General features: G+C 72.7%; 16 protein-coding genes. 8 read left to right on the top strand and 8 right to left on the bottom strand.

Going from position 1 to position 18821, the window contains the following annotated elements:
• Positions 1–275 precede the first annotated feature (275 nt).
• Both AC5L38_RS04875 and AC5L38_RS04870 read left to right on the top strand, forming a co-directional pair.
• Complete coding sequence (locus AC5L38_RS04875; RefSeq protein WP_495241522.1) at positions 276–1100, top strand: TetR family transcriptional regulator; 825 nt, start codon at positions 276–278, stop codon at positions 1098–1100.
• Complete coding sequence (locus tag AC5L38_RS04870; protein WP_495241521.1) at positions 1087–2361, top strand: cytochrome P450; 1275 nt, start codon at positions 1087–1089, stop codon at positions 2359–2361. Before AC5L38_RS04875 ends, AC5L38_RS04870 begins: the two co-directional genes overlap by 14 nt.
• Positions 2362–2388: 27 nt before the next feature.
• Here AC5L38_RS04870 and AC5L38_RS04865 read toward each other — a convergent pair whose 3' ends face one another.
• A complete protein-coding gene (locus AC5L38_RS04865; protein WP_495241520.1) occupies positions 2389–3273 on the bottom strand; it encodes an LLM class F420-dependent oxidoreductase in 885 nt (294 codons plus the stop codon).
• 493 nt (positions 3274–3766) lie between these two features.
• Between AC5L38_RS04865 and AC5L38_RS04860 the strand changes: the two genes are divergently transcribed.
• Positions 3767–4582: a S1 family peptidase gene (locus AC5L38_RS04860; protein WP_495241519.1), complete on the top strand. Its 816-nt coding sequence runs from the start codon at positions 3767–3769 to the stop codon at positions 4580–4582.
• 234 nt (positions 4583–4816) lie between these two features.
• Here the strand turns inward: AC5L38_RS04860 and AC5L38_RS04855 are convergent, their stop codons facing one another.
• From AC5L38_RS04855 to AC5L38_RS04845, 3 genes are all read right to left on the bottom strand, one after another.
• Positions 4817–6133 carry a hypothetical protein gene (locus AC5L38_RS04855; protein ID WP_495241518.1) on the bottom strand — a complete coding sequence of 439 codons (1317 nt, stop codon included), beginning with the start codon at positions 6131–6133 and terminating at the stop codon, positions 4817–4819.
• Between the two features lie 9 nt (positions 6134–6142).
• Entirely contained in the window at positions 6143–6532 is a 390-nt protein-coding gene (locus tag AC5L38_RS04850; RefSeq protein ID WP_495241517.1) for a cupredoxin domain-containing protein, read from the bottom strand.
• A 150-nt stretch (positions 6533–6682) separates the two neighbouring features.
• Positions 6683–7510: a copper resistance CopC family protein gene (locus AC5L38_RS04845; RefSeq protein ID WP_495241516.1), complete on the bottom strand. Its 828-nt coding sequence runs from the start codon at positions 7508–7510 to the stop codon at positions 6683–6685.
• Between the two features lie 411 nt (positions 7511–7921).
• Between AC5L38_RS04845 and AC5L38_RS04840 the strand changes: the two genes are divergently transcribed.
• On the top strand, positions 7922–9307 hold the full coding sequence (locus tag AC5L38_RS04840; RefSeq protein ID WP_495241515.1) for a glycoside hydrolase family 16 protein: 1386 nt from the start codon (positions 7922–7924) through the stop codon (positions 9305–9307).
• Between the two features lie 96 nt (positions 9308–9403).
• Here AC5L38_RS04840 and AC5L38_RS04835 read toward each other — a convergent pair whose 3' ends face one another.
• On the bottom strand, positions 9404–9838 hold the full coding sequence (locus AC5L38_RS04835; RefSeq protein WP_495241514.1) for a cold-shock protein: 435 nt from the start codon (positions 9836–9838) through the stop codon (positions 9404–9406).
• 294 nt (positions 9839–10132) lie between these two features.
• Between AC5L38_RS04835 and AC5L38_RS04830 the strand changes: the two genes are divergently transcribed.
• Complete coding sequence (locus AC5L38_RS04830; RefSeq protein WP_495241513.1) at positions 10133–11104, top strand: threo-3-hydroxy-L-aspartate ammonia-lyase; 972 nt, start codon at positions 10133–10135, stop codon at positions 11102–11104.
• Positions 11105–11301: 197 nt separating this feature from the next.
• Here AC5L38_RS04830 and AC5L38_RS04825 read toward each other — a convergent pair whose 3' ends face one another.
• On the bottom strand, positions 11302–12261 hold the full coding sequence (locus AC5L38_RS04825) for a glucosyl-3-phosphoglycerate synthase (RefSeq protein WP_495241512.1): 960 nt from the start codon (positions 12259–12261) through the stop codon (positions 11302–11304).
• Between the two features lie 131 nt (positions 12262–12392).
• Between AC5L38_RS04825 and AC5L38_RS04820 the strand changes: the two genes are divergently transcribed.
• Entirely contained in the window at positions 12393–14600 is a 2208-nt protein-coding gene (locus AC5L38_RS04820; RefSeq protein WP_495241511.1) for a hypothetical protein, read from the top strand.
• A gap of 86 nt (positions 14601–14686) precedes the next feature.
• On the opposite strand, the gene AC5L38_RS04815 is transcribed toward AC5L38_RS04820, so the two are convergent.
• Positions 14687–16156 (bottom strand): helix-turn-helix domain-containing protein, encoded by a 1470-nt coding sequence (locus AC5L38_RS04815; RefSeq protein ID WP_495241510.1) that lies wholly within the window; start codon positions 16154–16156, stop codon positions 14687–14689.
• 458 nt (positions 16157–16614) lie between these two features.
• On the opposite strand from AC5L38_RS04815, the gene aceA reads away from it, so the two are divergent.
• Entirely contained in the window at positions 16615–17907 is a 1293-nt protein-coding gene (gene aceA / locus AC5L38_RS04810) for an isocitrate lyase (RefSeq protein ID WP_495241509.1), read from the top strand.
• A gap of 244 nt (positions 17908–18151) precedes the next feature.
• Here the strand turns inward: aceA and mihF are convergent, their stop codons facing one another.
• Positions 18152–18460, bottom strand: coding sequence for an integration host factor, actinobacterial type (gene mihF / locus AC5L38_RS04805; protein ID WP_344750230.1), 309 nt, complete (start codon positions 18458–18460; stop codon positions 18152–18154).
• A gap of 163 nt (positions 18461–18623) precedes the next feature.
• Here mihF and AC5L38_RS04800 point away from each other — a divergent pair, with 163 nt between their 5' ends.
• Positions 18624–18797, top strand: a complete 174-nt coding sequence (locus AC5L38_RS04800) for a hypothetical protein (protein WP_495241508.1) — start codon at positions 18624–18626, stop codon at positions 18795–18797.
• Positions 18798–18821 lie beyond the last annotated feature (24 nt).

Here is an 18821-nt window from a genome sequence, read left to right as displayed (position 1 = left end):
GCACCGCGCGGGCCAGGCCGGAGTAGCGGTCGACGACCTCGTCGTGTGCCATGGCGGGCTCCTACCGGCAGGCGGGCTGACCACCAACATCGGTCGCCGGGGCCAGACCGCAGCCATCTCCCGGGCCGAACCTCCTGCCGTACACGCCCCTCCTGCAACCCCGATGTCGCGGCTCCATCTGGCGTGACGCATTTCCATCTGTAAGGCCGCCAGACAACACCGGTACGGCTCACGCGACTGTTGACATATCAAATGAACGTTCTTTTAATTGGCGCATGGGACGTATCGCGGGCGTCACCGCCACCGAGACCCGGGAGCGGCTGCTGCGAGCGGCGGCCGAGGCCTTCGCCCGGCGCGGTTACGACGGCACGCGCGTGGCCGACATCGCCACGGCCGCGGGGGTGAGCAACGGCGCCCTGTACTCCCACTTCGGTTCGAAGGCGGAGCTGCTGGTGGCCGCGCTGCACGCGCACGGGCCGCAACTGCTGGCCACGCTGTTCGCCGCCGACCCCGACCGGTCGATCACCGAACTGCTGGCCGTCGTCGGACGCGGGCTCCCGCGCCGGCGCGAGGCCCACGGCTACCTCATCGTCGAGGCGCTCGTGGCGGCGCGTCGCGACGACGACGTCGCCCGGCCGATGCGCGACTACGTCGGCGAACGCACGGACTGGCTCGCCGGGCTCGTACGGGCCGCCCAGAACGACGACGAGCTGGACGGCACGCTGTCGCCGGACGCGCTGGCGCACTTCTGCCTGCTGCTCGCGATGGGCAGCGCGCTCATCACACCCGATCTGCACGCGGTCGACGACGAGGAGTGGGCCGCGCTGCTCACCCGTCTCGTCACCGCCCTGGCCCCTGCCGGCAGCACAGAGGGGAGCCCCCCGGTGAAAGTAAGGATCGACTCCGAGCGCTGCCAGGGACACGGTCGCTGTTACGACCTCGCCCCGGGCCTGTTCGGGGAGGACGACGAGGGCTACGGGCGGGTCGTCGGCGACGGCGTCGTACCGCCCGACGAGGAGCAGGCGGCGCGCCTGGCCGCGGCGAACTGCCCGGAAAGAACGATCGAGATCCTCCAGGAGGCGCGACATGACCGTCGATGACCGCTTCGACGAGCGTGAGTTCGAGGAGAGGATGCGCGAGCGCCCCGAAGGCGTGCGCAACAGGGTCATCACCGGGCCGGTCTCCGACTGGGCGACCGACTTCTCCCACACCGAGCCCGAGTGGGCCGCCGACCCGTACCCGATCCAGGACGACCTGCGGCGGCGCTGCCCGATCGCGCACACCGACCGGTTCGGCGGCGCGTGGCTGCCGACCCGCTACGAGGACGTCGCGGCCATCGCCTACGACACCGAGCGCTTCTCCTCCCGGTCGATCATCGTGAGCAACTTCCGGCCGCCGCTCGAGGTGGCGCCGGTGGGCGGCACGCCGCCGATCTCCTCCGACCCGCCCTTCCACCACGACGCGCGCAAGCTGCTGCTGCCGATGTTCACCAAGACGACGGTCGCCAGGCAGGAGCCGGCGACGCGGGCGTTCTGCCACTCGCTCCTCGACGCGCTGGAGGGGCAGGACGTCATCGACGCCGCCCGCGACTACGCCCAGCACATCCCGACGCGCGTCATCGCCGACATGCTGGGCTTCCCGCCCGAGGACGGGCCGCGCTTCCGCGAATTCGTCGAGGACGCGCTGGAGGGCATCAACCTGCCTCCGGAGGAGCGCATCCCCCGGATGGAGACGCTGTTCAACTACCTGCTGGCGCAGATCCGCGACCACATCGACAACCCGCGGGACGACCTCACGACCTACCTCGTCAACGCGGAGCTGTACGGCCGCAAGCTGGAGTCGCTCCACGTGGCGGGCACGATGGCGCTGCTGCTCATCGCCGGCATCGACACGACGTGGAGCGCGATCGGCGCGTCGCTGTGGCACCTGGCCAAGACGCCCGCCGACCGTGAGCGCCTGGTCGCCGAGCCCGCCCTGCTGCCGACCGCGATGGAGGAGTTCCTTCGGGCCTACGCGCCGGTCACGATGGCGCGGCTGGTCAAGGAGGACATGCACTGGCGCGGTGTCGACATGAAGGCCGACGACTGGATCCTGCTGTCGTTCCCGGCGGCCAACCGTGACGAGGCGCAGTTCGACCGGGCGGGAGAGGTCGTCATCGACCGCGACGTCAACCGGCACGCCGCGTTCGGCCTGGGCATCCACCGCTGCGTGGGCTCGCACCTGGCCCGCATGGAGCTGCGGGTCGCCCTCGAGGTCTGGCTGGAGCGGATCCCGGCCTTCGGCCTCGACGACCCGGCGGCGGTGACCTGGGCGACGGGTCAGGTCCGCGGGCCGCGCACGCTCCCGCTCCGTATCGGCTGACCGCCGCGCCCCCCGGGGACGCGGCGGTCAGCCGCCCACCGGGAGCGTCTCGGCCAGGCGGCGCCACTCGGCGCGCGGCAGGTCGTGGAAGGGGTCGCCGGTCACCACCTGGATCGCGAGGTGATCGGCTCCCGCGGCCAGGAAGTCCGCGACCCTCTCGGCGACGGCGTCGGCGTCCCCGAGCGCGAACACCCCGTTCACCAGCCGGTCGCTGCCGCCGTCGCGGAAGTCGTCCTCCTCGAAACCCAGCCGGAGCAGGTTGTCGGTGTAGTTGGGCAGTTTCAGGTAGAGGCGGAGATAGTCGCGCGCGGCGTCGCGGGCACTTTCCAGGTCGGGATCGAGGACGACCTTCAGGTCGGGGGCGAGCACGGCGTCCTCCCCGAGGATCTCGCGGGCGCGGGCGGTGTGCTCGACGGTGACGAGATACGGGTGCGCGCCCGCCGACCTGTCCCTGGCCAGCTCCAGCATCCTGGGGCCGAGAGCGGCCAGGACGCGCGCCTCCTCGGGCACCGGGTCGGCGGCGGAGTCCAGCGCGTCCAGATACTCCCGCATCGCCGAGTACGGGCGCGCGTACCGCTCGGCGAGGCCCTGGTGGCTCACGCCGAGCCCCAGGACGAAGCGCCCTGGATGCCTCCGCTCGACAGCGGTCCACTGGGCGGCCACCTCGGCGGCCTCGTGGTCCCAGATGCTGAGGATGCCGGTGGCCACGGTGATGCGGGGGGCCGCCTCAAGGGCGGGCACGGCGTAGCCGACGGCCGGGCTCCCGCCGATCCAGAGGGTGCCGTACCCCAGCGCGTCCAGCTCGGCCACCGTGTCACCGAACTCGCCCACGTCGGCCGTGCCCTCGCGCGACGCGTTGCTCCAGGCCGAGCTCCAGATGCCGACCTTGCCCAACCGGCCGCGTCGCGGCATGACGACCTCCCTGAACGTGGGCGGACGTGTCCGCCGCCCTGTGTCTGCTCGCGGGACCGGGGAGTGCCACCGGCCGTCCGCCCCGTCCTCCCGCCCTTCCCCTTCGTCTCCACCGCGTCCCGTCGTCAAACCGGGCGTTCACGCGTGCCTCCGGGCGATGTGCGGGTGCCCGGCCTGCCGTGGACACGTTCGCGAACGCCGCCGGCAGCCGGTGACGCGCCCGGCCGGGACCGGCCTCGCGGGCCGCGGCTCCGCGGCCACGGGGGGGGCGGCTTCCGGCCTTGACCCGGGTGTACGGCCCACCGACCGGGGTCACCCGTTCCGGGCGGTGGGCCGTACGCCCGGGATCACCCGTTCCGCGTGGCGCCGGGCGTTCCCGGCCGGAACCGGAGGCGGCTGGATTAGGGTGACGGTACCCGTGTCGCGCGGCCGGCCCGCGACGCGGGACGACCTCCCCCTCACGCTTCGAAAGCCGAGGGCGAGGAGAGATCACATGTCCCGCAGCCACTTCGCCTCCGTGGGAGGCGTCCTGGTGACCACCGCGCTCGCCCTGACCGCCCTTCCCGCCGCCGTCGCGCACTGGGCGGCAGGCGCCGGCTCGGCCCTGACGCCCTCCCCCGGCCCCACCAGCGCGTCCCGGCCGGCGGGCACCGTGCCCGCCCCGGCGCCCCCGGCCCCGACGGTCCTCACCCCGGTGGCCCCGCCCCAGACGGCGAGCACTCCCATCGTGGTAAACCTGCCGCCGGGCCTCATCGAGGCGCTCCAGCGCGACCTCGGTCTCACCAGGAGGCAGGTCGAGGCGCGGCTGTGCAACGAGATCCGGCTGGCGGTGGTCGAGGCACGGCTGCGCGAGGAGCTCGGTGGCCGCTTCGGCGGCTCCTGGCTCATCGGGACCACCGCGCACACCCTCGTCGTCGCCACCACCAGCGCCGCGGACATTCCGAGGATCGTCTCCGCGGGCGCCAGGGCCGAGGTCGTCCGCGCGTCGCTGGCGACGCTCAGGGCGGTCAAGCGAAAGCTCGACGAGGCCCTGGCCCCCCACCCGCTCGGCGGGACCATCCGCTACGTCGACGTGCGGCTCAACAAGGTCGTCGTCCTGTCCCGGCACGCCCCGGCGACCCTGAACGCCATCAGGTCCATCGGGGTGAGCCCGGACCTGGTGGTCGTGCTGCCCAGCACGGAGAGCCCGCGCCCCGCGCGTGTCCTGGAGTCTCCCCGGTACGGCCTCAAGGGGGCGGCGTCCACCCCGCTCCGCTGCCCGGTCGGGCCCGGCGGCGCGGCGACTCCGGCGTCGGGGCGAAGCCGGTAGCCGGACGAGGCCCCGGCGGCGGGGCCGCTCCGGTGGCGGGGCCGCTCCGGTGGCGGGACGCGCCCGGTGGCGGGACGCGCCCGGTGGCGGGACGGATCCGATGGCCGGGCGGGTCCGGTGACGGGACGGGCCCGGCGGCCGGGCCGGTCCGGTGACGGGACGGGCCCGGCGGCCGGGCCGGTCCGGTGGCGGGACGGGTCCAGTGGCAGGCGGGCCGCCCTGCGGCCGGGCGGGTCAGCCCGCGAAGAGGAGGAGCAGGCCCACCACCGTGTAGGCCACCATCAGCACGAGGAGCGGGATCTGCCCGATGACGGCGGTCCGCCTCGGGAACAGGGCCAGCGCGCGGTCGTGGGCGAGCACGGTGCCCAGCACGTGGCCGACGACGATGACCGTCACCTGGAGCATGGCGATCCCGGCCGGGGAGGTGCCGATCGCCTGGACGGTCCACCCCGCGGTGCCCAGCCAGTTGGCGCCGGTGTCCAGCGGGTCGGAAAGCAGGGCGAGGGTCCGCTGCCCCTCGAGCAGCAGGAGCGTGTAGTAGTGGGCGACCACGTACCCGACGGCGATCGGGACCACCGCGTGGGCGAGCTCGCCCGCCGTCGTGCCCGGCTCCGCCGCGCCCCACCGGCCGGCCAGCGCGGTCGCGCCGCGGTAGGCCGCGAGCACCAGGCCGATGACGGTGAGCAGGCCCACCGTCCCCATGACCGGGGCCGGCACCGCGCTCTCCTGCACGAAGCGCACCCAGACGGGGGCGTTGGAGAGACTGTCGTACATCGTGGAGCCCAGGAGCACCACCACCAGCACCGTCAGCCCCGGCACCGGCCGCAGCCCGGCCATCCCGTCGAGGGAGTTCCGCCAGGTCACGACACCGTCAGGGCCTCTGACCACCGGGGCGAGCCGGCCGACGAGGGTGCTGTAGACCTCGAACGCGTCCGCGTGGTCGAACCAGCGCGACCCGAAGAGCACCGCTCCCCCGAGCACGAACACGACGTACACCGCGAGCCAGGCCCCGATGACGGGCAGGGTGGCCCGCTCGGGGGCGACCAGTTCCAGCCAGACGAAGGCGAGGAGACCGCCCGCGGCGGGCCAGTAGCCGAGCCCGCCCGGCAGCGGGCGCAGCCCGGTGGCGGGGTCGCGCCCGAGCCCCTTGCAGGCCAGCAGGTGCAGCGTGCGCAGCGGGTTGAGCGTCGGCCACACCGGCCCGAACAGCAGCGAGAGCGGCACCAGGCCGACCCAGAACAGGACGTAGAACACCCCCGCCGTGGGGTTCTCGACCTTGTCCGGGCCGAAGAGCAGGCCCACGCAGAAGTACGCGGCGGCGACGAGCCCGGCGACGCGCCAGAACCACGGCCACGCCCGCGCGGACACCACCGTCTGGACCAGGGAGGCCAGCGGGCGGGGGCGGCGGAGCTCGCCGCCCAGCCGCGGCTCGGTCCACAGGGCGCCGAGCGCCACGAACGACACCAGCAGGGCGAGGATCGCGCCGGTCAGCGCGGCCTCGAAGGGGATCGGCAGGTCCTGGCGACCGCCGATGCCGTGAGCCAGGAACATCACGAGGGCCTAGCGCACCACGAGCTGGAAGAGCTGCAGCTTCGAGTGGTGGGTCTCGACCTCGAACAGCCCGTCCTGGTCGGCGACGAACTCGATCGTCGCGGGGGTGCCCGGCTTCACGTCCGCCGCCTTGTCGTAGCCGTGCACGTGCGCCTCGTCGGCCGCGTCACCGGTCACCGTGATCCGCACCGTCTGGCCCTTGGTCACGTCGATCCGTCCGGGCGGGGGCGTCACCTGCCGTCCGGCGATGGTCACCGCGATCTCCTTGACCGTCGAGGCGCCGGCGGGGGCCGCGCTGGGCGAGCCGCAGGCCGTGGCCGTCAGCATGGCCATCAGCAGGGTCACGCCGAGCGTGAGCGCGGCGAGCAGCGGGCGGCGGCGGGCAAGGGGGGAGGTCATGGCTGTTCTCCTGAGGGGTGGGGGGTCAGGCCGGCGCGGAAGGCGGCGAGCCGGCATGGTGGCGAGGACGGCGAGTCGGTACGGGGACGGCTGATCGGCAAGGGCGGCGGCGGGGCACCGGCGGGGGCGGGGGGCGGGAACCCGCGGCGGTCAGCGTCGCTTGGCGGTCTTGACCGCCTTGGCGCCCCGCGGTTTGCGCGACGCGGTCGCGGGCCGGCCCCGGGGCGCTCGCCCCGGCGGCCCGGTGGGACGCCGCCGGACCTCCGCGCCGCGCGGCGAGGGCCGCCGTGCCGCCCGGACCACCATGAACCCCGCCCCGACGACGAGGACGGCGGGCAGCAGCCACACGGAGAGGTCGAAGCCCGAGTCGGCCTGGGGCGCGTTCGACGCCGCCGCCTGCGGGGTGGCCTGGGGGGTGACGGGCGCGACCGCCCCGGCCGAGGGCGCGGCGGTGCTGGGTTGCACCGGGTTGAGCAGCGCGGGGTCAGGCTCGTTCGTGGGAGCCTTCCAGCCCTTGGGCGGTTCCGACATCTTGCCCTTGTAGGTGAACTTGACCTCGCCGGTGACCTTCTCGCCGTCGGAGGCGACCGACATGTAGCGGGCGACGTACTGACCCCGCTCCGGCCAGTACGCGACCGGGACCATCGCCGGGAACCCGGTGTGGTAGAGGTTCGGCTGCCAGGTGCCGTCCACGAGGTTGTACTCGGTGACCGGCTCGTCGAGGCGCTTGGGCTGCCCGTGCGACCACGGCTGGTCGACGCGGGCGCCGCTGGGGGTGGTCACGGTGAAGTACGCGTTCGGGGCGGGCTTCTCGGTGAAGTACAGCGCGAGCGACTCCATCGGCTCGGTCACCGTGCTGTCCTTGGCCGGCGTCGACATCGCGAGCTGGCCGTGCGCGGACGCGGGTGTCGCGAGGGCGGTCAGCGCGACGCCGGCGACGACGGCCAGCACCAGCAGCTGGCCCAACCAGCGCGCCATCGCCACCTCTGCTCTCCACTGGAAAGGCCCCACCGGACCCGGAAACCGCGGGCGATTCCGACCGCATCAAGGGCAATTCCCGTCGAGAGTAGCCGCTTTTGTCCCATATGAACAGAACTTTGGCTCGTATCCAACCAAAGAGCGCCGGGGACTGTGAGCCCCGCCGTCCCGTACCCGTCCCGACCTTGTCCCGCCCTCGTCACGCCCTCGTCCCGCCCTTGCCCGGCACCCGTTTCACGGCACGCGCCGAGGCCTCCCTTTCACCCGGCGGCCGACCCTTGAGAGCGCTCTCAAGCTTTTTCACCCGCGGGGTTGACCAAACTTAACCTTCGCGTAACAGTGAGACCAATCGGTCTTTACGCTGCAGCGACGTTCGGCCGTTCATCTCGTTCGCCCTGTGAGAGGTTCCGAATGAGCCATCCCCCGAAAAGAAAGCGCTCTCTCGGATGGATCTCGGTCATCGCCGCGGCCCTGGTGCCGACGCTGATCGCGATCGCCGCCCACGCCTCCGTACCGTCGACGCCCTCGGGGTGGTCACTGGTCTGGAGCGACGACTTCACCGGCGGCGCCGGTTCACTTCCCTCCTCCACCAACTGGATCGTCGACACCGGCCACGCCTACCCGGGCGGCCCCGCCAACTGGGGCACCGGTGAGGTCCAGCGCTACACCGACAGTTCCGCCAACCTGAGCCTCGACGGCGGCGGGAACCTGCGCATCACCCCGATAAAGAGCGGCAACGAGTGGACGTCGGGCCGCATCGAGACCCGCCGCTCGGACTTCAAGCCCGCCGCCGGGCGCGTCCTGCGCATCGAGAGCCGACTGCAGATGCCCAACGTCACCGGCAGCGCCGCCCTGGGCTACTGGCCCGCCTTCTGGGCGCTGGGGGCGCCGTACCGCGGCAACTACTGGAACTGGCCCGGCATCGGCGAGTTCGACATCATGGAGAACGTCAACGGCATCAACTCCGTCTGGGGCGTGCTCCACTGCGGTGTGAACCCCGGCGGCCCCTGCAACGAGACCACCGGCCTGGGCGCCAGCAGGGCCTGCCCCGGCTCCTCCTGCCAGTCGGCGTTCCACACCTACCGCTTCGAGTGGGACCGCGCCGTCACGCCGAACCAGTTGCGCTGGTACGTCGACGGCCAGCAGTTCCACGGCGTCAGCCAGTCGCAGTTCGACGCCACGACCTGGAACAACATGACCGGCCACCAGGGCTACTTCCTGCTGCTCAACGTGGCCATGGGCGGGGCGTTCCCCAACGCGCTGGCCGGGTCGACCCCGACCTCCGCCACGGTCTCGGGGCGCCCGATGCTCGTCGACTACGTGGCCGTCTGGCAGAGCGGCTCCGGCTCCACCCCCAGCCCGACGGTCACACCGCCCCCCGGCGGGGTGGACGCCCGCTCGACCATCCAGGCCGAGCGCTACCAGGCGCAGTCGGGCACGTCGCTGGAGACCACCACCGACAGCGGCGGCGGGCAGAACGTCGCGCAGATCGGCAACGGTGACTGGCTGCGCTTCGACGGCGTGAACTTCGGCACCGCGGCGGCCACCCAGTTCAACGCCCGCGTCGCGTCCGGCGCGGGCGGCGGGGTCAGCGGGCTGGTCCAGGTGCGCCTCGGCAGCCCGACGGCCACCCCGATCGGCGACTTCGCCCTCGGCAACACGGGAGGCTGGCAGAGCTGGCGCACGGTCCCGGCCAACATCGGCGGGGTGACCGGGACCCACACGGTCTACATCACCTTCAGCAGCGGGCAACCCGCCGACTTCGTCAACCTCAACTGGTTCTCCTTCGGCAACTGACCTCCGAAGGCCGGCCCCGTCACGGCTTGCGCGTCCCGGGACGCGCAAGCCGTCGCGCCCCCGAGCGCGCCCGCCGCGCCCGGCCCGCCGCGGACCTCAGTCGTCGACCCACCCATGGGACCGGGCGAACGCCAGCAAACGGTGCCTGACCTGACCGATCTGCGCGCCCGTCAGCGTGGGCGCGTGCTCGATGAGCAGCTCGGTCACCGCGCCGCTGAAGGACTTCGCCGACAACACGTCGCACACGCCGTCGTCGTCGCCGAGGTGCTGCGAGGCGCCGCCGGTGACCGGGGGCGCCGCCGCCACGACCGGCCGCCGGGCGGGCGGCGGGTCCAGGAGGCTGACGGTCGAGACCTTCAGGCCGCGCTCGCCCTCCATGACCTCGTACTCCACCCGCAGGCCCGGCTGGACGACATGCCGGCTCTCGCCGAAGTCGTTGGCGTGGAAGAACACGTCCTCGCCCCCGCCCACAGCGGCGATGAACCCGTACCCGCGGACCTCATCGAAACGAAGGATCGTACCTACTGCCACAACACCACCACCTACACAGAGAATCGCACCGCTTCGCACTCACTTTTCGGAACTGCCCGGCCAGTGAATCCGGCCTGCCCGTCACGCCGGACGACCCGATGCTAGACCGGATGGCGCGCGGTGTCCGCATCGATTCCGTGACTCCGCCTCACGTCACCGCCCCCGACGACGTGCGCCGACGCGGCGGACGGGCACGCGCCGTCATCCTCGTCGCCGGCACCCCGGCACCCCGCCCGTCCGGCGGAGGTGCCAGGCTTCGGGTGCGTAGCCGTGCCGACCGAGAAGAGGCAGCCGATGTCCCCGTCACCGACGCCACCGACCTATGACGACGTCCTGAGCGCCGCCGCCCACATCGCGCCGCAGGCCCACCGCACCCCCGTGCTGCGCTCACGCCGGATCAACGAGAGCGTCGGCGCCGACGTGGTGTTCAAGTGCGAGAACTTCCAGCGGATGGGCGCCTTCAAGTTCCGCGGCGCCTTCAACGCGTTGTCGCGGTTCACCCCCGAGCAGCGGCGCTCGGGCGTGGTCACCTACTCCTCGGGCAACCACGCCCAGGCGATCGCCCTCGCCGCCCGGCTGCTCGACATCCCGGCCACGATCGTCATGCCGCACGACGCGCCCGCCTCGAAGGTGGCCGCCACCGAGGGGTACGGCGGCAAGATCGTCCGCTATGACCGCTACACCGGGTACCGGGAGGAGATCGGCCGCGCGCTCGCCGCCGACCACGGCCTCACGCTGATCCCGCCCTACGACCACCCCCACGTGATCGCCGGTCAGGGCACCGCCGCCAAGGAGCTGTTCGAGGAGGTCGGCGACCTCGACGCGCTCTTCGTCCCCCTGGGCGGCGGCGGCCTGCTCTCCGGCACGGCGCTGTCGGCGCGGGCTCTGTCGCCCGGCTGCGCGCTGTACGGCGTCGAACCCGAGGCGGGCGACGACGGGCGGCGGTCGCTGCGCGAGGGATCGGTCGTCCACATCGACACGCCCAAGACCATCGCCGACGGCGCGCAGACCCAGCACCTCGGCGCCTACACCTTCGAGATCATCCGCCGCGAGGTCGACGACATCGTCACCGCCACCGACGCGGAACTCGTCGACGCCATGAAGCTCTTCGGATCCGCCATGAAGATCGTCGTCGAGCCCACCGGCTGCCTCGGCCTGGCCGCCGTCCGCAACCTCGCCGCCGAGCTGGGCGGGAAGCGGGTCGGCGTGATCGTCAGCGGGGGCAACGTCGACCTGGAGCGCTACGCGTCGCTGCTGGCCTCATGACCGGGCCTTGAGCTGCCGGCCTCGTAAGCGGGCCTTGAAGGGCCGGCGCACGCCGACATTCGCGAAAGCGGAGGGTGCCGCCGGCTCACGCCGATGCCGACCCAGGCCTCCGGCGCGGGGCGTGCGCGAACCCCTCGAAGAGGAAACCGACCGGGCCGGGCGTCACGGCCGTACGGAACCCCGGTCCCGCCGCGTGGTCAGCGGGCGGGGCGGTCGGCGCGGTAGGCCGGGATCGTGACCATCGGGGGGCGTTCGGCGACGGCGACGTCGCGGACGCTCACCTGGTGGCCGTCCGCGCCCCGGCGGAACTGGGCCAGGCGGGGGGTGGGCCGGTGCAGGGACACCATCATGTTCTGGCGCTCCAGGCGCGACCACGAGGTCTGCAGGATCTGGGCGGCCATCCCGCCGAGCGCCTCCGTCGACTGGTGGGAGTGCACCCGCCGGCCCAGGTCGACCTGGGCCAGGGCGTCGAGCCCGGAGAGATCGAGCAGGTCGATCAGCAGGGCGAGCTCCACCCCGTAGCCGGTGACGAACGGGACGCTCTCCAGCACGGACCTGCGACCGGCGTACTCCCCCGCGAGGGGTTGCACGAACCCGGCCAGCCGTGGCCAGTGCAGGTTGAGCAGGGGGCGCGCGACCAGCTCGGTGACCCGCCCGCCGCCGCTCTGCACGTTCTGCAGGGGCCGGTCGTAGCAGCCCTTGACGTAGACCACCGCCGGGTCGGCGAGCAGCGGGCCGAGCAGCCCGGTCACGAACGACGTGCGGAACTCGCGCAGGTCGGCGTCGACGAAGACGAGCAGGTCGCCGGAGGTCGCGGCGAGGGACTTCCACAGCGCCTCGCCCTTGCCGTCCAGCGGCTTGAGGTCGGGCAGGACCTCGTCCTGGGCGATCACCGTCGCCCCGGCCCGCGCGGCGCGCGCGGCGGTGTCGTCGACGGAGCGGGAGTCGATGACCACGAGCTCGTCGACGAGCGGCACGGCCCCCATGAGGTCGCGGCGGATCGCGGCGACGATCTCCCCGACCGTCTCCTCCTCGTCGCGGGCGGGCAGCACGACGCTGACCGTCGTCCCCCCCTTGGCCTCCAGCAACTCCGGCAGCACCCAGTCGGCCGAGGATGAGGTGCGCTCGCGCAGCCACGCCTCGACCTCAGGCAGCACGATCCGTCCTTTCCATCACCTCTGTGGTTAGGGGTATCACCTTATGTGGCGCCGATTCCGCACACCTACCGGCTCCCGTCCCCACCGCGCAGGTGGGAAGATCAGTCCAGTCCGGAACAAGGGGGGACGGCATGAACCCGGTAGCCGTGATGCGGGCGGCGCGCGGCGTCCGCGACGAGCTCGACAGCTTGATGGGCGGCGCCTCCGGCGAGCTTCGCGACCGGCTGGACCCGCTGCTCGCCGAGGCGGGCAGCCGGCCTCCCGGCCAGCTGGCCGACGCGGTCATCATGCTCATCGCCGAGTACGGCCCCGCCTGGGAGCGGCTCACCACGCTGCTGAGCCTGGAGCGTGGCATCACCGCCGAGCAGGTGATTCCCATGCTCTCCCGGGGGGCGGGCGCCGAGTCCGGCGCGCACGGGGGCGGCGGGAGCAGCCTCAGCCCCCCGTCGGCGGGCGGTGCGGGCCCCACGCCGCCCTCCTGGGGCGCGGCGCCGCCGAACGGCACGGACCCCTCCGGCTGGGACCCTGACGGAGGTCCGCAGACCGCCGCCCACACCCCGGAGTGGACGCTCCACGGCCCGGAGGGGCGGGGACATCCGGTCCCGGCCCCCGGGCAGGGCGCGCGTGACCGGGGCGAGGAGCCCCGCGACGGCGAACACGGCGACCGGTACGACGACCTGCCGGCCACCGGCGCGATGAGCGCCGACTGGCTGCGCCCCGACCAGGCGGCCTCCCCCGCCGCCCCCGCACCCCTCCCGCCTTCCCCGCCTTCCCTGTCGCCCCCGCCCCCGCCCCCGCCCCCGTCGCCCTCGTCGTTCCCGTCGCCGTTCCCCGGTTCCTCGCCATCCCGGGAACCACAGGGACCGCAGGCGTCCCAAGCCGCCCAAGCCCCGCAGGCCGCGCAGGCCCCGCAGGCCCCGCAGGCCCCGCCGACGCTGACCGAGCCGCCCGCCGGGGCGCCGGTCCCCACCGAAGGCCGGGGGCCCTCGGTCCTCGACCGGCTGACCGGCGCCTTCCGCAGGCGGCGCAAGGAGACTCCCGCCGTGACGCCGGGCCCCGACTGGAAGGGGATCCCGCTGATCGAGTCCCCCACCGAGGCGGTCGCGGGCTGGGGCGCCGAGGTGGCGATCGGCGTCGCCCCGGGCCAGGGGCAGGACGGCACCGCGACGCCGCGCGAGCCGCTCGACCTGGACATCCAGATCGTCGCCGAGGGCTTCGACGCGCCCGGCGGGTGGCGGGTGCGGCTGCGCGCCGACGAGACGGCACCGTACCCACGCGCCTCGGTCAACCTGGTCGCCCTCGCCCAAGAGGAGCCGGAAGTCTCCCGGCAGATCCAGGCGACCTACGCGGTACGCGGCCAGGTGATCGGGTTCGGCCTGCGCGCGATCACGGTCCACGGCTCGCCGGGCAGCCTGAGCGGGCACGAGGCGCTGGAGCCGGTCTCGGGCACCCGCATCCGCCCGGCCCTGATGGGCGAGCCCGCGGACGTCACGGCGGTCATCGTGCACGGCGACAGGCCGGGACGGCTGTGGTGGACCTACCAGTCGCCGCACTTCGTCACCCCCGACCGCGCCGAGCTCTGCGACCTCGGCACGCGGGCCTCGGCGTTCGGCGGGCAGCTGACCGGGCGGGGCCGGCTGTCCGAGGAGCTGGGACGGGAGGTCGGCTCGCGGGTGCCGTGGGGCTTCTGGGAGTTGCTGAACGCGGTGGCCGGCCGGGTGGCGCCGCGCCGCCCGAGCGTGCTGATCCTCTCCCAGGAGCCGTACGTGCCCTGGGAACTGGCCGTGCTGGAGCAGCCCTACGACCCCTCGCTGCCCGGTTACCTGAACTGCCAGACGGTGACGGGCCGCTGGCCCCTCGGCGGGCGGCGTCCCGAGCTGCCCCCTCCCCCGAGCGCCCGCGCCGACCGCGTCGCGGTGGTGTACGGCGAGGAGCGGGCGCACCCGCTGGTGACCGAGTACGGCGCCACGCAGGTCTCCCCCGCGCTCGGCGACGTCCTGGGCGTGCTCGGCCAGGGCCCCGAGGTCGTCCACTTCACGGACGGCGGATCCGCCTCCGAGGCGCTGGGCCACGACCTGGCCGGGGCCCCGTTCGTCTTCCTGGAGGAGCCGGGCGACGTCCGGGCGTTCCTGCTCGCGGGCGCGAGCGGGGTCGTCGCCCCGCTCTGGCCCGCCGGCGGCGGGCCGGCGCCGGAGTTCTACCGGCGCTGCTTCGCCGGTGAGCCCCCGGCCGAGGTGCTGCGGTCCATGCGCGGGCAGGCCCCCGACAGCGTGGGCGCCTACCAGTTCTACGGCCACCCGTCCCTGACGCTGCGCCGGACGGCCCAGGCCGCGGGATGACGCCGCTCCCTCACCTGCCCGGCCCGCGGGGTGACGCCGCTCCCCGCGCGCTCAAGCCCACAGGGGTGACGTCGCCCCCCGCGCGCTCAGCCCGCCGCGTGGCGCTCCAGGAAGGTATAGACGTCGGCCTCGTCCACCCCGGGGAAGGACCCGGGCGGCAGCGCGGCCAGGATGTGGGAGTTGCCGCGCGCCGAGGGCCAGGCGTACCCCTCCCAGCGCTGGGTCAGCTCGGCGGGCGGGCGGCGGCAGCAGTCGCCGGTGGGGCAGCCGGACTTGGTGCGGGTGGTGGTCTCCCGGCCGCGGAACCAGCGCGACTCCCGGTACGGGACGCCGAGGGTGATGGCGAAGTCGCGCTCGCGCGAGATGTCGACGTGGGCGAGGCAGAAGTAGGTGCCGGTGGGCGAGTCGGAGTACTGGTAGTGGACGGAGAAGCGGTCGGGTGACAGGAAGACCTGGCGCCCGGACCACTGCAGGCACATGCGCTGCCCCTCGATCGCGCCCTGCTCGTCGGCGGGGAAGACGATGCCGTCGTTCTCGTACGCCTTGTAGATGATCCCGTCGGCGTTGTTGCGGACGAAGTGGCAGACCAGGTCGAGGAAATTGGTGGCCAGGTTGGTGAAGCGGTGCGCGGCCATCTCGTAGGAGACGGCGAAGACGTCGCGCAGGTCCTCCACGCTCAGCGCCCGGTCCTTCTTGGCCTCGCGCAGGTACGGCACGGCGGCGGCCTCGGGCACCAGGACGGCGGCGGCGAAGTAGTTGGCCTCGGTCCGCTGGCGCAGGAAGTCGGCGAAGTCGCGGGGCCTGTGGTGCCCCAGGGAGAGGTGGCCGAGGGTCTGCAGCAGGATCGTGCGCGGGGTGTGCATGCCGACCTGCTCGTGCTTGACGTAGATGCGCCGGTTGCGCAGGTCGGAGATGGAGCGCACGGTGCGCGGCAGGTCCTGGACCGTCTGGACGGTGTAGCCGAAGTGGCTGACCAGCGCCTGGACCGTGCTCTGCGACAGCGCGCCCGAGCGGTAGCCGACCGCGGCGAGCGCCTCGGCGGCGGCCTGCTCGATCTCCGCGAAGTAGTTGCCCTGCTCGCGCTGCTTGCGGCGCAGCTCGGCGTTGGCGGCGCGGGCCTCCTCGGGGGTGGCGGTCCCCCTGGCCTGGCGTGAGCGCAGCTCCTCGTAGAGGCCCAGGATGTGTTCGAGCACGTCGTTGGGGACACGCGCGGAGAGTTTCAGCCTCGCCAGGCCGAGCCCGGCGTACAGCGGATCGCGCTGCGCCTCCTCCAGGGCCATCTCCAGCTGGGCCCGCCGGTTGGGGGCCTGCCTGCGCAGCAGCTCTTCGATCGGCACGTTGAGCGCGGCGGCCAGCGACTTCAGCAGCGACAGCTTCGGCTCGCGCTTGCCGTTCTCCAGCAGCGAGAGCTGGCTGGGCGCGCGGCTCACACGTTCGCCCAGGTCGGAGAGGGTGAGGCCGCGCTGCTTGCGCAGGTGTCTCAGCCGCTGGCCGAACGCGATGAGATCGAGCTCCTGCGTCAAGGAAAGCGGTTCTTCACCCACCAAAGATGCCATGACCCGATGCTAAACGAAATTTCCGAGGAAATTTCACCTCCCCGCGGCCCATCGGGACGGATGTCCCCGCGCCCGCCCCCGACCGGCGTCCGGCGCACCCGCCCACCGGGAGCGTCCCTCGCGGCCCGCCCCCCGAAGCACCCGTCGCGCTCACCCCCGGAGAGTCTCCATGAGTCCCCATGAGCCCCCGCGAGTCCCGCGAGTCCTTGGGACTCCTTGGGACTCCTTGGGACTCCGACGGGCGCCCACCCGGCGCAATCCCGTCTCACCCTCGATCCCGACACAAGAATTGGTCTAGTCCATAGGGAAAACTATTAACTTCTTCCCATCCAAATACCGGCGGGTATTGATCTGAGAAGAATAATCTTCATTTTTTCGTCCAAGTCGACCTTGTTTGACCGTTTCGTCGCACCACACACTCGAGGTAGGCCACCCAGGGGACGAAAAGGAGTCGCATCATGAATGATCGCCTCAAGGGAGCCGCAGACGAGCTGCGGCGCGAGTGGGAGACCGACCCTCGCTGGAAGGGGACCGAGCGGACCTACACGGCCGAGGACGTGGTTCGACTCAGGGGTTCCGTCCAGGAGGAGCACACCCTCGCCCGGCTCGGCGCCGAGCGGCTGTGGGACCTGCTGAACAACGAGGACTACGTGCACGCCCTGGGCGCGCTGACCGGCAACCAGGCGGTGCAGCAGGTCAAGGCCGGGCTCAAGGCCATCTACCTGTCCGGCTGGCAGGTCGCCGCCGACGCCAACCTCGGCGGCCAGACCTACCCCGACCAGAGCCTCTACCCGGCCAACTCCGTCCCGGCCGTCGTGCGGCGCATCAACAACGCGCTGCTGCGCGCCGACCAGATCACCTGGTCGGAGGGCGACGGGGACGCGCCGCACTGGCTGGCACCGATCGTGGCCGACGCCGAGGCCGGCTTCGGCGGCGTGCTGAACGCCTTCGAGCTGATGAAGGGCATGATCGCCGCCGGCGCCGCCGGGGTGCACTGGGAGGACCAGCTCGCCTCGGAGAAGAAGTGCGGCCACCTGGGCGGCAAGGTGCTCGTCCCCACCGGCCAGCACATCAAGACCCTCAGCGCCGCCCGCCTCGCGGCCGACGTGCTGGGCGTGCCGACCCTGGTCATCGCGCGGACCGACGCCCAGGCCGCGACCCTGCTGACCACCGACGTCGACCCCCGCGACCAGGCCTTCACCACCGGCGACCGTACCGCGGAGGGCTTCTACCGGGTCCGCAACGGCGTGGACGCCTGCATCGCCCGCGGCCTGGCCTACGCGCCCCACTCCGACCTGCTGTGGATGGAGACCTCCACCCCGGACCTGGACGTGGCCCGCGAGTTCGCCGAGGCCGTCAAGGCCGAGTACCCCGACCAGATGCTGTCCTACAACTGCTCGCCCTCGTTCAACTGGAAGAAGCACCTGGACGACTCCACCATCGCCAAGTTCCAGCGCGAGCTCGGCCACATGGGCTACAAGTTCCAGTTCATCACGCTGGCGGGCTTCCACTCGCTGAACCACTCGATGTTCGACCTCGCCCGCGGCTACGCCGAGGACGGCATGACCTCCTACGTCGAGCTCCAGGAGGCCGAGTTCGCCTCCGAGGCGCGCGGCTACACCGCCACCCGCCACCAGCGCGAGGTCGGCACCGGATACTTCGACCTGGTCAGCACGGCCATCGCGCCGGACTCCTCCACCACGGCCCTGAAGGGCTCGACGGAGGAGCAGCAGTTCGCAGAGGCTCACTGACTCTCCGGACCGGGCTCGTCAGGACGGCTTCCAGGGCATGGGACGGTTCCCCGGACGAGCCCGAAGGCCAGGTCGTCGAAAAAGGCCCCGCCGCGCGGACTCCCCCCGAGTCCGCGCGACGGGGCCTCCCCGTCTCACGGCCGGTCGCGCCCCGCGCGCCGGCCCTGCCGCACCCCGATCCCCACGGCCCGCGTCCCGGGAGCCTCTCCCCCGGGAACGCGGGCGGTGGACGGCGGGCGGCATCTCAGCGGCCGACGGCCTCGATGAGCTTGCGGCGCTGCTGGGTACCGAGGCCCCCCAGACGGCGCGCCTCGTCCACGTCGGCCTGCGCCATCAGCTGCGCGGCCTTCACGGTCCCGACGCCGGGCAGGGCCCGCAGGGCCTGCGACACCTTGATGCGCTTGGCGATGTCGTCCTCACGGCCAAGCAGTTGCTCCAGGCTGAGCGCGCCGTTCTTGACCTCGGCGAGAAGCTTGGCGCGAGCTGTACGGGTCTCGGCGGCCTTGACCAGGGCGGCCTGACGCTGTTCGGGGGTGAGCTTGGGCAAAGCCATGGTGTTTTCTCCCTGATGACGGTAATTCCAGCGTCCTGCTACCCAAAGCCACCAGGTTAATCATCAGAAGACACACATATAGATCCGTAGCCTCCATGCCGTGTATCACGATATGCCCGTTTGGTTACCCCGCCCTTACCCCGTTCTTCGTAGCCTCGGGCTCATGGGTATCTGGCGAAGCCCCCAGGGCATCGAGGTCGAGGCGATCGTGGTCCACGATGGCCCCTGTCTGCTGGTCACCCGTCGGATCGACGGGCGACGGGTCCTGGTGGCGTACTGCATGAACATCCGCGAGGTCGGCGAGCACGTCGACCTGGCGCAGTTGGTCCCCGCGTAGCGAACCCCCGTCCATGGGAACGAT

This window comes from Streptosporangium nanhuense (assembly GCF_059358815.1).
This window is presented reverse-complemented; position numbering and strand designations above follow the sequence as displayed.